The organism is Allorhizocola rhizosphaerae, from assembly GCF_003426775.1.
GTDB classification, from domain to species: Bacteria; Actinomycetota; Actinomycetes; order Mycobacteriales; family Micromonosporaceae; genus Allorhizocola; species Allorhizocola rhizosphaerae.
This window is the reverse complement of sequence record NZ_QJUG01000023.1, coordinates 1-13,043: the sequence shown is the minus strand read 5'-3', so window position 1 is coordinate 13,043 and position 13,043 is coordinate 1. Positions and strand designations below refer to the sequence as shown.

Sequence of the window (13,043 nt, the reverse complement as noted above, 5' to 3'; positions counted from 1 at the left end):
GCCGTCCACGGCCCGTTCTCGGTCGGAGCGGATTCGACCAGCTGCTGGATGTCTCCGCCGCACCCCTTCAAGGTCGTCGTCTCCCGCACGCTCGAATCGGCGGACTGGGGTGCCCGCGTGATGGGGGGGACGCAGGAGGTGGCGACCCTCAAGTGGGAGCCCGGCGGCGACATACTGCTAAGTGGCGGCTCCGAACTCGCGGTCGCGCTGACCGACCAGGGCCTCATCGGCGAGTACCATATCGTCGTGCACCCGGTCATGCTCGGCGGCGGCAAACCCGTGTTCCCGCACGGCAACAGCGCCTCAGCCTGACCCTCACCGATTCCCGCCCCTTCGACGGCCGTACCGTCCTGCTGCGCTACGAACGCGGCTAGACTTCATCCATGACCGATCTCCTAGTGCAGGCTTGGCTGCCGTCGCGCGCGCTCAGGGTGGACGACATGTGGAGCATCGATCTTGAAGCACCGTTCGAGATCAGTGACGGGAAGCTGGAGATAATGACCCCGCCCAGTCCCTGGCACGAGTTCACCGCAGACATGATCAAAGACCTGCTGAAGCGGCACTACCCTTCCGCCACCGGTGATGTCCCAGTGCCGATTGGCGACAACGGTCGCCGGCCCGATGTCGTTGCCCTGCTGCAGACCCGAGATGAGCTGCTTCGCCAACGGCTCAAGCGGTTCACCGCGGACATGATCGCCGTGGCCGTGGAGGTCATCTCTCACGATCCCGACAAATGGCAGGACAAGAAGTCTGTCGATCGGGATCGCGAGGTCAAGTTTCACGAATACGCCGGCGCGGGCATCCCCGAATACTGGATCGTTGACGAGGTCGCAGACGATCCGACCGACGCCGCAATAGAGATCTACCACCTGAGCGATGGACGTTACGCCCCAGCGCTGCTGACCCGGTTGTCCAAGCTGACCAATGGCGAGGTCGAGCTGCCGAGGCGCAGGGATTAGGCTGGCCGCGGGCGGCGGGTGATGAGGTAGGCGAGCCCGAGGAAGGGCAGGACCAGCGGGACGTATCCGTAGCCCTGGCCGAAGCGGGACCAGACCGTGGCTTCGGGGAAGGCATCCGGGTAGTACAGGCTCGCGGCGCCGACTCCGAGCACGCCCGCGAGCTCGATGGAGCAACAGACGATCGCGAGCAGACGCCCGCGTGCGCCCAGCGCGAGCCCGACCGTGGCCGCGATGTAGATGAGCCCCGCCAGCAAACTGAGCAGGTATGCCAGAGGGGCCACCTCGAACCGCGTGGCCAGCTGCACGATCGCCCGAGCCGTGGCCGACAGCGCGAAAAGCCCGTAGACGAACGTCAGGACACGCCCCATACCTGTCCCATCCGCAACACGAGCACCGGCTGGATCAGCGCGGCGACCCCGACGATCAGGCTTCCGTATCTGGTGGGCTCCAGCCTCGCCAGTGCCCATGCGGCCCCTGGAAGCAGCAGCGCCGTCAAGCCGTACCCGATAAAGATTATGGGGTCTTGAGGATGCCACTGGACAACGGCCTGGATCAGCAGTGCCACGATCGACAGGGTCGCGAGGATGGCGCCATAGAACTGGATGCGGTCCGGCTGGCGGTTGATCGCGGCGCACAGCAGTGCCCATGCGGCCAGAGCAAACGCGATGACGTATGCCGCTGTGGTGAGCATGACGGAGAGACTAACGTGCCGCCCGGCGGGCCGAATCATGGGCTTTGCGCGGAGCCGGGATCTTGGGCCAGAGCGGCTTGAGCCCGGCGACCAGCGTCTCGACGACGAGCGCCGCATAGTTGCCCTGCGGATCGTGATCGGGATCGAAGATGGTCACCTCCATGCCCAGGCAGTCGGGCGTGTTGACCAGACCGGCGATGAGCAGCTCCAGCTCGGCAAACGCGATGCCGCCCGGTGTCGGCGCGTCGACGGCCGGCATGATCGCGCCGTCGAGCACGTCGACGTCGATGTGCAGCCAGTACCCGGCGCAGTCGGCCAACTGCTCCCGCGCCCACGCCGCGGTGCGGGACGCGCCCTCGGCCCGCAGGACGGGCGCCGGGCGCACCGAGAAGCCGGCCGCCTGCAGATCTAATCGGTATTCGTCATTTTCCCGGATGCCGAGCACGACGACGTCGTTGTCCCGGAAGTATGGCCGCCGCCCCTCGATCCCGGCCAGTTCGGGCGCGCCCCGCCCGGTCACGAGCGCGAGGTCTTCGCCCGCCGCCGCCCCGGTGTAGGGCGCGTTGCCCGGGTGCCGGAAGTCGGAGTGACCGTCCACAAACACCAGTCCGAGCCGCCCGCCCACGTCCTCGCCGAGCCGCCGCATGGCCAGCGCCGACCCGAGCAGGATCGAGCAGTCGCCACCCAGCACCAGCGGGAACTCGCCCGCATCGATGATCGTGGTGATCCGTTCGGCCAGGCGCAGCGTGTAGCTGTGGATCTGCGGCGCGTGTGACACGCCGTCGCCGGGCCGCCAGTCGCCCGGGTCGTATCGGGGTGGGGTCAGGCACCCCGCGTCCCGGGCGCCGATTTTGGGCAGCAGACCCTTGTCGCGCAAGGCCCCGGGCGCCTTGGCGCACCCCGGCACCGAGGTCTCCGTTGGCGGCCGCAGCCCCAGATTGGAGGGCGCGTCGAGGACAGCTATCCGACGCATCGCGCCCCCTCCGACGGAAGGACGCGACCCGGATTGGAGGGAGCGTCAAGCACCGCGATGCGCCGCATTGACCCCCCTCGGCTGTGCTCCTCGATCTAGAACAACGCGTTGGCCAGGGAGCGCCGCGCGGAGGCGACCGCCGGGTCGTCCGGGCCGGCGATGGTGAACAGCGATACCAGGTGCTGGCGCACCGTCTCCCGATCGTCACCGTAAACGTTGCGCACCAACTCCACCAGCCGCCGATATGCCTGTTCGGCCTGGCCGGACAGCACCTCGACGTCGGCGGCCATCAGCTGGGCAGCGAGGTCCTGGGGGTTTTGCGCGGCCTTTGCCAAGGCGGCGTTGGGATCCACGCCTGCGACGCGCTTTGCCAGACCGACATGTGCCAATCCCGCCTCTGCCGCCGCGTCCTTGGGCGAATCGGCGAGGATTTTCTTGTACGCCATTTCGGCCGTGTCGAGATCGCCCATGATCAGCGCCTCGTCGGCCTCGGCGAGCCGCGGGTCCTCGGCCTGGCGCACCTGCACACCCCCCGCCTTGAGCACCGCGTCGAGCCACTTGCGCAGGTCGGACGGGGGCAGGATGCCGGGAACGCCGTCCACCGGCTGCCCGCCGACCACCGCCATGAGCGTGGGCACACTCTGCACCTGGAACGCCTGCGCCAGGCGCTGCTGACCCTGGACGTCGACCCGGGCCAGCACCCACGACCCTCCATCGGCCGTGTTTTGCGACACAAGCTCGTTGAAGTAGGGCGTGACCTGTGGGTGATCCACAACGAACGCGATCACGACCGGGGTGTTGAGCGATCGCTCCAGCACCACCGACTGCACGTTGGCCTCGGTGACCTCGATCCATGGCCCGCCGCTTGGGGCAGGCGGCGCCTCCTGCGCAGGGGCAGGGGTGGAACGGAGGCTACTCAGGTCCACCGCGCCGCGGGTGAAGATCGACTGTGTCGGACGTGGTTCACTCATGGTCCCAGTCTAGAAGCGGCCGAACCTTTCCCAACCCCGGCGCTCCCACTAGCGAGGTGCCTAGAAGCGTGCCGGCTCGCGATAGACGCCCCACTCGGCCCGCAGCGCGTCGCAGATCTCACCGAGCGTGGCCTCGGCCCGGCAGGCGTCCAACATGGAAGGGATCATGTTGACGTTGCCGTGTGCCGCGGCGATCATCTCGTCGAGCTTCTGCTTCACCAGGTCGTCGTCCCGGTGGGCGCGCCGCTCCTTGAGCACCCGCACCTGCTCAAGCTCGACCTCGTGCGAGACCCGCAGAATTTCCAGCTCCTTGGCCACCGTGCTGGTGTGGACATTGACACCCACTATTTTCTTGGTACCGCTTTCGAGCGCCCGCTGATAGGCATACGCACTGTCGGCGATCGCGGCCGTGAACCAGCCGTCCTCGATCCCGCGCAGGATCCCACTCGTGATCGTGCCGTCGCTGCCCAGCTCGCGGATGCGCGTGAAGATCTCCTCCGCCTCGGCCTCGATCTTGTCGGTGAGCGCCTCCACATACCACGAACCGCCCAGCGGGTCGGCCACGTTGACCACGCCGATCTCCTCCATGAGCACCTGCTGGGTGCGCAGCGCGATCTCGGCGGACTCATCGGTGGGCAGGGCCAGGGTCTCGTCCAATGCGTTGGTGTGCAAGGAGTTCGTGCCCCCGAGCACGGCCGCCAGCGCCTCGACCGCCGTGCGCACGACGTTGTTGACCGGCTGCTGCGCGGTCAGCGACACGCCCGCCGTCTGGGTGTGGAAGCGCAGCCATTGCGCCCGCTCGTCGGTCGCCCCGTAAACGTCGCGCATCCAGCGTGCCCAGATGCGCCGCGCGGCCCGGAACTTGGCGATCTCCTCGAAGAAGTCGAGGTGCGCGTCGAAGAAGAAGCTCAAGCCCGGCGCGAACCGGTTGACGTCGAGCCCGCGGCTCAGGCCGAGCTCGACGTAGCCGAACCCGTCGGCCAGCGTGTAAGCCAGCTCCTGCGCGGCGGTCGACCCGGCCTCGCGGATGTGGTAACCGCTCACGCTCAACGGCTTGTAACGCGGGATGTTGTGCGCGCAGTGCTCCATCAGGTCGCCGATCAGGCGCAGGTGCGGCTCGGGCTCGAACAGCCATTCCTTCTGCGCGATGTACTCCTTGAAGATGTCCGTCTGCAGCGTGCCGTCCAGTTTGGACAGATCGGCGCCCTGGCGCTCGGCTGCCACCAGGTACATGCAGAACACCGGCACGGCAGGGCCGGAGATGGTCATGCTGGTGGTCACATCCTGCAGCGGGATGTCCTTGAACAGGATGTCCATGTCGGCGGCCGAGTCGATGGCCACCCCGCAGTGGCCCACCTCACCCAGCGAGCGCGGGTCGTCCGAATCGCGCCCCATGAGGGTCGGCATGTCGAAGGCCACGCTCAGGCCGCCGCCGCCCGCGCCAAGGATCAGCTTGTAGCGCTCGTTGGTCTGCACGGCGTTGCCGAACCCGGCGAACTGCCGGATCGTCCAGGTCCTCCCGCGATAGCCCGTGGCGTAGAGCCCTCTCGTGAAGGGAAACTCGCCGGGCCAGCCGATGCGCTCGAACCCCGGATAAGCGGCGCCTTCGGGCGGACCGTAGAGCGGGTCCACCTCGACACCGGATAGGGTCGTGAAGTCCGCGCGCCTTTTGGGCGCCTCTTCGTACCTGCGCTGCCAGCGCTCCCGGCCGGCCGCGATCTCCTCTGGGGTCATGCCCCGAATACTAGACCGCGAACCTAAACGATCGCTAAGGTCTTTGGCTCGGGTCGGTCCAGTTTCCCTCCTGGCGGTACCCTTCGCGCAGGTAGCGGGTGCATTCGGCGGTCCGTTCCCGCTTCGCGACCGCCGCCGTCAGGCAGTCGCGCTTTTCGGCGGGCAGGCGGTCCAGCGCGGGCAGGGCGTCGGTCGACAGCGACGCGAGATAGGGCGCGTCGAGGTGGCCGTCATGGGCCCAGCGCCCGATCACGGTCTGCGCGATGTGGCGGTCGGGGTTGAGGATGACCAGCGCGAGCAGCACGGCAACGCCCGTGTGCCAGGCGTATTTGCGCGCCACGAAGACGAGCCCGAGCCACACGATCGCGACGACGGCCAGCAGACGCATGCGGGTGTACCCAAACGCCTCCCCGTAAACCACCATGCGTAGCAGCGCCGACGCCACGATCACGAGCGTGAGCCCGCTCAGCACACCCACCATGACCATCGCGAGCCGCCGATCCTCGTCGGAAACCCGGCTGAGCACGGCCAGAACCACGCCCATGGTGAGCATCGCGACAACGGCCAACTGGGCGAACCCGGTGCGCGCATGGTTGGCGTACGTCGGGCCCTCCGGGTTGAGCACATATTCGTGCCCGCCGAACAACGCGTTGAACATGACGGCGGCGAACGCTCCAAACAGGACGATCAGTCCCCCGACCGGGATCATCCAGTCGAGCCTCGCCCACGACGTGCGCTCCTTGCCCTTGAGCCAAGCCTGCGGCAGCGCCATGCCGACGCCCATCACCAGCAGCACCGGCAGCGCGAGCAGGAACCCGGACGTGAGCCATTCGGCGAAGGCCCGCTCGGCGGACGCGAGCAACACCCCGAACACGACGACGAGCGTGCCCGCGATGATCATCCCTCGGCCCGCCCCGTGACCGGGCCGAGGGATGCGGGTCCACGCCCGCCCGACCACCGCGAGCGCCAGCGCGGCGGCCAGGCACAGCCAGAACACCCACTGGGCCTCCCGTAGCGCGCTCACGCCGAGCAACAGCGCGATTCCCACGTTGCGCGGGTCCACCCGCCAGGCGATCAGCGCGAACGCCAAACCCGCGATAGGCCAACCGATTCCGGGCTCGCCGACGGTGACGAACGCCGATGCGGCCAGCGACAGGGCAGCGATCGCTATCAACCGGTACTTGTCCATCGCCGTAATATAACGGTAAACTGACTATATGCAAGAGCCCACTTTTTTGATCCTGACCGCCCTCGCGGGCGCGCCGATGCACGGCTACGGCGTGATCCAGGAGGTGGCGGAGCTGTCCGGCGGGCGGGTCAAGCTGCGCCCCGGCACGCTCTACGGTGCGCTCGACCGCCTGGCCGAGCAGGGCCTGGTCACCGTGAGCCGGGAGGAGATCGTCGACGGGCGGCTGCGGCGCTACTACGAGCTCACCCGCGACGGAGTGTCGCATTTGGACGCCGAGGCGAGCAGGCTGGCCGACAACGCCCAGGCGGCGCGCTCACGCTTGCGCCGGTTGGCGACACCATGACAAAACCCGTGGTTGGCGACGCCATGACAAACCCGGCGACTGGCCACGCCATCACAAAACCCATGGCTGGCGACGCGATGACAAAACCGGCGACTGGCCACGCCATCACAAAACCCATGGCTGGCGACGCCATGTCGCATACCATCACCTCGCAGAGCACGAAGACAAAACCGGCGGCTGCCCGCGCCATGACACAAAAGCCGGTCGGCCACGCCGCCACCCCGCTGGAGCGGCGCTGTCGCCTGCTGCTTCACGCCTATCCGGCCGACTATCGCGCTCATCGCGGCGACGAGATCGTGGCGACTCTGCTCGACTCCGCCGGTCCACATCGGACAGTCCCGCCGCTGGGCGACGTGCTCGACGTGCTGGGCCACGCCCTGCGCAGGCGCATGGCGGCCTTCGACCTGCATTTGGGCGTGCCGCTGGCCGCGCCGTGGGCGCTGGCCCTGGCGGCGGGCCTGTCCGCGTTCGCATGGTGGCGCATCGAGCCGGTCATCCCCACGACCGGCCCATTGGCTTACGCCGCATGGCTTTCTGCCCTCGCCGGGTGGGTGCTCCTGCGCCCAGGCGCGGCGCGGGCGCTGATCGGCGTGGCCATCGCGGCGACGCTTGCCACCGCGCTGCTGGCGGTGTTCGTGCCGCCCGAGCGCCCGCCCGTGTGGGTCATCATGTCGCTGACAGGCCTCGGCTGCATCGCCCTTGCGGGCTATCGCCCGCCCACCCTGGAGTCACGGTTCAACGTGCTCGCCGCGACCGTGGCCGTGATCGTCGCTTGTGGCGTGGTCAGCCCGCCCGCACCCGGCTACTACCAGCCCGTGCTGGCCCGGATCGGCGCGGTCGTCGCGGCCGGGGTGCTCGCCACGGCGGTCGTCGCGCTGCACCGGCGGCGCAGCGGGCAGTCCGCGCGCCTGCCCATCATGGCCCGGCTGCTGCTCGCGCTGCCCGCGACGTGGCTCGGCCCGATCGACGCCATCGCCTGGCATCTGCCGCTGGACGACCTGACCGCGGCCCGGTTCGGCCGGCTCGCACACGTCGTGCTGGCCACGTGCCTCGTGTTGTGCGTGATCGGGTGGTTCGGGCAAGGCGGGCGGGCCCGAAGGGCTGGGGGGCGGGAGGAACACAGCCGGGCACCTTTCTCCAAAGAACGGCTCGCGGGAGTGGGTGTGGGCAGCGCGGCCGGATACGCGGCGTTCGCTTCGTTCAACGCCTGGCCACCGCACACCATCGCGGCGGTGTGCGTGCTGCTGCTCATGGCGGCGCTCGTGCGGGCACGTCCCTGCATGCCGGTTGCCGTGCTATGGGCCTGTGGCACGGCGGTCGGGTGCTGGGCCGTCGGCGTCTACAGCAACAACTGGTCAACCGTGGGCTGGGACAGTCCAACCAAGACGGTCGTGCTCGCGTCAATGCTCACGCTCGTGCCCAGCTCGGTGATCGGGTTCGCGGCGGTCCGGCCGGGAGCGCGCCGCTTGCCGGGTGTTGTCGCGGGAGGGTGGATCGCATACTTGACGTTGCCCGCGCTCATCGCGTGGGGCCCGCTGCTGTGGGCGCTAGCCGCGATGATCGTGCTGCAGGGGCTTGCTGAAGTGCGTCGAGCTGCGCACGACCGACATGCCGACGCGCTCATAGAGTGACAGCGCACCCGTGTCCGAGTGTGTCCACAAACGACACGCGCGGCGGCCCTGCCGGTAGAAGCCACGAAACGCCTCCAGCAACAATCCCCGTGCGATGCCACGATTGCGGAACTCTCGGTCCACCGCGACGCGTTCGACGTACCCCTGCGCAAAAACATCCAGCGACAGCACAGCACCCACGAGCCGCTCCCCGGCGAACGCCAGCGGGGACAGTTCCGGCACGAACGTCTCCCGCTCGATCGTCTGCTGCGCCCACTCCCCGTATTCGTGAGGGCGTTGCTGCCATTCGTTAAAAGCCTTTTCCATCATCTGGTACGCCGCGAGGCCATCGCCGTCGCGGAAGGAGCGCACCGTGATGCCGTCGAGCGCCGGGACCTCCGGCTCGCGCTCCATCGCGATCTCCAGCAGCCAGGCGGTCGCCTTCGGCTCGTATCCGTTGGCGCGCAAGAGCTTCGCCGCATCGGTCCGACTGTCGGGCACGTTTTGGCCCAGCCGTGAGCTGCCGAGCTCAAGCGAGCGGGCCTCCGCCCAGGCCAGAAGGCGCGTGCCGATGCCCCGGCCGCGATAGTCGGGATGCACGTTGACCTGAGCCCGGCGGCCCATGTGGACCCACGCCCAGGCCACCAGTTCACCGTCGTCATGCACGACGACGGTGTCACGGGCGAGCACGATCGCCGGGCGGGCCAGGTCGGCCGCGATGGAGTCGAGGCTGGAGTCCGGGTCGCACGCCGACACCAGCTTGTGGATGGCGGGAGTGTCGTCGGGTGTTGCCGGCCTGTCACGCATCACGTCGCTGGTTCTCCTCACGGATCTTCGCGAGTTTGGCGCCCCACGCGTCATCGGTGCGGGCGTCCGGCCCGGCCTTGAAGTAGCCTTCGCTCCAGACAGCCGCCTTGCCCAGCGCCAGGAGCGCAAACACGCACACGAGGACCAGCGCGCCCTGCGCGACATCTTCAAGCCACGGATACCACGCCGGATAGAGCAGGGCTTGGATGTCCTCAACGCGCACGACACGGCCCTGCGGATCGAAGCTCGCGACCTCGGCCGTGTATGTGGCGGGCGAGGTCGCGAGGACCAGGTCACTCCCGATGTCCACCCCGACAACGACCACGAGGCCGATCATGCCGACCACGGCGGTCGTTCTGGCCCACTGGTGGCCGTCGCGTATCGGCCACGCCAGCCCGGACAGCCCGAGCGCGACCACACCAAACGCGATCAGCACGCCCGCACCGCCCACGCCGCGCAGCATCGCCGGACGGTCCAGGCCATAGGTCTGCTTCACCCGGTCGAAAATCACGGCCAGCCCGGCGGCGTCGGGCGAGCGCCACCACAAGATCTCAAGCACGCCAACGACAATCAGTGTCGCGCCGATGAACGCCAGCGCACCGAGCGCGATCGCCGCCGCCCGCACGGCCCCCGGTACCGGTCGAGAGGTCATTCCCTCACGTTAACCGGTGGCGCAACCGCAAATCGCGCGGCTACACCATTTGGCGTCGGCTTCACCCACATCGCATACCGACAGGACCGTGTGGGGGTCAGCGCGGCGGGGTGGCGGTGTAGCCGTCCACCAGATGCAGCTGCTCGTCGCACGCGGCCGCGGCCTGTGGGTCGTGCGTGGCGAACACGACCGCGACGCCGCGCTCGGCCTCGGATCGCAGCAGCCGCAGCACGTTTTGCCGGTTGGCCGCGTCGAGCTCGCTGGTCACCTCGTCGGCGATCAGGATTTCGCCGCGCAACGCCAGTCCGCGCGCGATTGCCGCCCGCTGCTGCTGCCCACCCGACAGCTCCTCGACGAGCTGGTCGCCCTGCGCCTCAAGCCCGACGGCCGCGAGCGCCTCCGCGCTGAGCCGCCGCGCGTCGGCCGCGGATGCCCCCGCGGCAAGCAGCGCTACCTGAACGTTCTCGGCGGCGGTGAGCGTCGGGGCGAGCCCATTGTGTTGCGGCACAAGGATGATTCCCTGCTCGACCGCGTGGTCACGCCCGCGCAGCGCGACGCCGTGCACGGTGACAGTGCCTGCCAGGGGGCGCAACATCCCGGCAAGCGTCATGAGCAGGGTGGTCTTGCCCGCGCCCGAGGCGCCGGTCACCGCGAGGATGCGCCCCTTGACCGGTGCCACCGACACATCGCGCAGCACGGGCCGATTCTTGCCGTATGCCACACTGACGCGATCAGCGAGCAGCATCCGCAACCTCCAAAGTGGACACCGCGGGCACGAGGCTCACCGTGCCATCGGGCATGGCGTGCACGCGCAGCCGGGTGCCGGGCGGGAGCACCGCGAGGATCTCGGGCGGCAGGTGCACCGAGCCGTCCCGGCCCACCAGCGCGAACTCCTCGCCCAGCTGGCCCTCGGCACCAACCCGCCCATCCCGGATGGTGACCTGCCGGCCCATCCGCGCGCCGACCTCCGGATCGTGTGTCACCACGACCACCGTGGTGCCAAGCTTGCGCACGCCCTCAAGCGCCGCGATGATCTCGTCGCGCGCGATGGTGTCGAGCTGGCTGGTGGGCTCGTCCACGAGCAGCAGCCCCGGTTTGTGTGCCAGCGCGACGGCCAGCGCGAGCCGCTGCCGGTCTCCCGGGCTCATCTGGTCGGGCCGCTGGCGCAGCTTGCCCCGCACGCCAAGCCCCACAAGCGAAAGCACATCGCGCGGGCTCGGCATGCCCTGCACACCGTGCGCCGCCGCACCCCGCTGCGCGAACCGCACGTTTTGCTCAGCCGTCAGGTAGGGCAACAGATTGCGCTCGGCCCCCTGCAGCACGACGCCCACCGTCGTGGCCCGCATGCGCGCCAGCTCGGCCTCGCTCGCCTTGGCCAGGTCGATATCGTCGATCGCGGCCCGACCGGCCGCGGGCCGCAGCAGCCCGGCCAGCAGACTGAGCAAAGTAGACTTGCCCGAACCGGACGGCCCAAGCAGCGCGACCGATTCGCCCGGCGCGATGTCGAGGTCGACCCCGCCGAGCGCCACGACGTCGTATCCCTCAAGCCGGTAAATATAGACCAGCCCTCGGCACATCACCGCGGAAGTCATCGCCCGCCTCCCCGCGCCAAAAACCCGCTCGGCAGCGCCATCACTGGACGCCTCTCCGGGCCAGGCGTCCGACGGCGGCTTTCCCCGGGCCGAAGTCCCCTCGGCAACGCCATCACTGGACGCCTCCCCGGGCCAGGCGTCCGGCGGTCAGCCAGCCGGCCAGCGCCACGAGCAGCGCGGCGGCCGCGGCGATCACGAGCGCCGACGGCTCCAGCGCCGACCGCCACAGCTCCAGCTCGGCGAGCTCGATAGGTCTCGTGCTGCCGGCCGTCACCAGCGGGATGCCCGGAAGCATGAGCACCGCCGCACCCACCCCGGCCACGACTCCGATGACCAGCGGCAGCGCCAGGCCGATCAGCCGCTCCCGGCGCAGCGCCCGCCGCAACACCCGGGTGCGCACGCCCGTGGCACGTAACGCGGCGAGCTCGGCCCGCCTGTCGGCCGCGCCCAGCCGCCGGCTCAGCGCAAGCACTCCCAGCCCCAGCGCCGCGGCGGCGATCCCGGCGAGGAGGTAGAGACTGAAGCCGAGTGCCGGGGCGCGGCGAGCCAGCAACTCCTTCTCACTTCCTATGCTCTGGTACCTGATGAGCCCCACCCCGTGCTCGGCGAGTTTGCGGTCCAGCCCAGCCCCGGCCGTGCCGTCGGTCCAAACCTCGTAGCGCAGGTCGGAGGCCTCGCCCAGCCCAGCGGACACCGATGCGGATCGCACCGCCAGGTCGAGGTCGAACAGCAGCCCGTGCGCCCCGCCCCGGGGCAGCAGATCAGCCCGCTCCACGACCGAGAACTCCTGCTGCACATCCGCGAAGGACGGGAACGCGAAACTGTCGCCCTCGCCCGGAGCCGCACCGGCGAGCACCACCGGCAGCCGCGCCGGCGTGTCCACATGCGACACGACGACCTCGCCGGGCCCGTTGGACTCCACCGTGAGGGTCTTGTCGGCCACCGACACCCGCGCGCTCGGGTTGCGCTCCGAAGACGTGTGCCACAGGTCGGCCGCGAGCGGCAGGCTGGCCCCACCCGTGTGTATCTCTTGCAGCGCAAGGGTTGCCCGGATCGCCCCGGTGACGGCGCCCACCCGGCCGACCGCGAGCCCCACGAACCGGCACCCGGCGCACGCGGTGACCGGCGCCGCATAGTCGCGCTGCCCCACCGCCAGGTTGCCCAGCCACACCACGGTCGGCGGCAGGCCTGGCACGGAAACCATGGCGCCCAGGCGAAGCGGCACGTCGCCCAGCCCGGACACGTTGACCCGCACCATGACGTCGCCGCCCAGCGGCACGGGCGCCGTCGCACCCTCGCGCAGCCGCTCGCCGATCCGGTCGACCTGCGCGCGATCCTTGCCCCGCCACGCCGCCACCCGGCCGAGCCGCTCGGACTGCACGCCGATCAGCTCGACCTTGCCCTGCGCGTATTGCTCGTCGCTGCGCACCACCGCCATCGACCCGCCCGACGGGTCGGCCGCGGCCACGGCGGCGAGCAGTGCCTGCGGGTGTGCGGCGGTCACCTGATAGACCCCGGCGGC

At 69.5% G+C, this 13,043-nt stretch carries 14 protein-coding genes and 1 pseudogene; 4 read left to right on the top strand and 11 right to left on the bottom strand.

The window, feature by feature from the left end:
• The first annotated feature begins 48 nt into the window (after positions 1–48).
• Together DM816_RS06770 and DM816_RS06765 are read left to right on the top strand one after the other, a co-directional pair.
• Positions 49–312 carry a dihydrofolate reductase family protein gene (locus tag DM816_RS06770; protein ID WP_211588575.1) on the top strand — a complete coding sequence of 88 codons (264 nt, stop codon included), beginning with the start codon at positions 49–51 and terminating at the stop codon, positions 310–312.
• Positions 313–383: 71 nt separating this feature from the next.
• Positions 384–959, top strand: a complete 576-nt coding sequence (locus DM816_RS06765) for a Uma2 family endonuclease (protein ID WP_117209282.1) — start codon at positions 384–386, stop codon at positions 957–959.
• Here the strand turns inward: DM816_RS06765 and DM816_RS06760 are convergent.
• The 6 genes and pseudogenes from DM816_RS06760 to DM816_RS06735 form a co-directional block, all read right to left on the bottom strand.
• Positions 956–1,426 carry a hypothetical protein gene (locus tag DM816_RS06760; protein ID WP_425455221.1) on the bottom strand — a complete coding sequence of 157 codons (471 nt, stop codon included), beginning with the start codon at positions 1,424–1,426 and terminating at the stop codon, positions 956–958. The genes DM816_RS06765 and DM816_RS06760 overlap by 4 nt on opposite strands.
• On the bottom strand, positions 1,312–1,650 hold the full coding sequence (locus DM816_RS06755; protein WP_117209280.1) for a hypothetical protein: 339 nt from the start codon (positions 1,648–1,650) through the stop codon (positions 1,312–1,314). Before DM816_RS06755 ends, DM816_RS06760 begins: the two co-directional genes overlap by 115 nt.
• Before the next feature lie 70 nt (positions 1,651–1,720).
• Positions 1,721–2,623, bottom strand: a pseudogene (locus tag DM816_RS06750) (arginase family protein); the annotation flags it as partial.
• A 95-nt stretch (positions 2,624–2,718) separates the two neighbouring features.
• Positions 2,719–3,594, bottom strand: coding sequence for a tetratricopeptide repeat protein (locus DM816_RS06745; RefSeq protein WP_117209279.1), 876 nt, complete (start codon positions 3,592–3,594; stop codon positions 2,719–2,721).
• 60 nt (positions 3,595–3,654) lie between these two features.
• Positions 3,655–5,328, bottom strand: coding sequence for a coenzyme B12-dependent isobutyryl-CoA mutase large subunit (gene icmA, locus DM816_RS06740; RefSeq protein ID WP_117209278.1), 1,674 nt, complete (start codon positions 5,326–5,328; stop codon positions 3,655–3,657).
• Positions 5,329–5,362: 34 nt separating this feature from the next.
• Positions 5,363–6,517 carry a DUF4153 domain-containing protein gene (locus tag DM816_RS06735; protein ID WP_117209277.1) on the bottom strand — a complete coding sequence of 385 codons (1,155 nt, stop codon included), beginning with the start codon at positions 6,515–6,517 and terminating at the stop codon, positions 5,363–5,365.
• A 28-nt stretch (positions 6,518–6,545) separates the two neighbouring features.
• Here DM816_RS06735 and DM816_RS06730 point away from each other — a divergent pair, with 28 nt between their 5' ends.
• Together DM816_RS06730 and DM816_RS06725 are read left to right on the top strand one after the other, a co-directional pair.
• Positions 6,546–6,860, top strand: a complete 315-nt coding sequence (locus DM816_RS06730) for a PadR family transcriptional regulator (RefSeq protein WP_117209276.1) — start codon at positions 6,546–6,548, stop codon at positions 6,858–6,860.
• A 116-nt stretch (positions 6,861–6,976) separates the two neighbouring features.
• A complete protein-coding gene (locus DM816_RS06725) occupies positions 6,977–8,491 on the top strand; it encodes a hypothetical protein (RefSeq protein WP_162907190.1) in 1,515 nt (504 codons plus the stop codon).
• On the opposite strand, the gene DM816_RS06720 is transcribed toward DM816_RS06725, so the two are convergent.
• The 5 genes from DM816_RS06720 to DM816_RS06700 all read right to left on the bottom strand — a co-directional run.
• Positions 8,408–9,277 (bottom strand): GNAT family N-acetyltransferase, encoded by an 870-nt coding sequence (locus DM816_RS06720; RefSeq protein WP_117209274.1) that lies wholly within the window; start codon positions 9,275–9,277, stop codon positions 8,408–8,410. The genes DM816_RS06725 and DM816_RS06720 overlap by 84 nt on opposite strands.
• Positions 9,270–9,929 (bottom strand): hypothetical protein, encoded by a 660-nt coding sequence (locus DM816_RS06715; RefSeq protein WP_162907189.1) that lies wholly within the window; start codon positions 9,927–9,929, stop codon positions 9,270–9,272. The genes DM816_RS06720 and DM816_RS06715 overlap by 8 nt, the downstream gene beginning before the upstream one ends.
• Positions 9,930–10,026: 97 nt before the next feature.
• Positions 10,027–10,674 carry an ABC transporter ATP-binding protein gene (locus tag DM816_RS06710; protein ID WP_117209272.1) on the bottom strand — a complete coding sequence of 216 codons (648 nt, stop codon included), beginning with the start codon at positions 10,672–10,674 and terminating at the stop codon, positions 10,027–10,029.
• Positions 10,661–11,521 carry an ABC transporter ATP-binding protein gene (locus tag DM816_RS06705; RefSeq protein ID WP_117209271.1) on the bottom strand — a complete coding sequence of 287 codons (861 nt, stop codon included), beginning with the start codon at positions 11,519–11,521 and terminating at the stop codon, positions 10,661–10,663. The genes DM816_RS06710 and DM816_RS06705 overlap by 14 nt, the downstream gene beginning before the upstream one ends.
• A 112-nt stretch (positions 11,522–11,633) precedes the next feature.
• Positions 11,634–13,043 (bottom strand): FtsX-like permease family protein (locus DM816_RS06700; protein ID WP_211588574.1); only part of this gene is annotated, 1,410 nt, incomplete at its 5' end.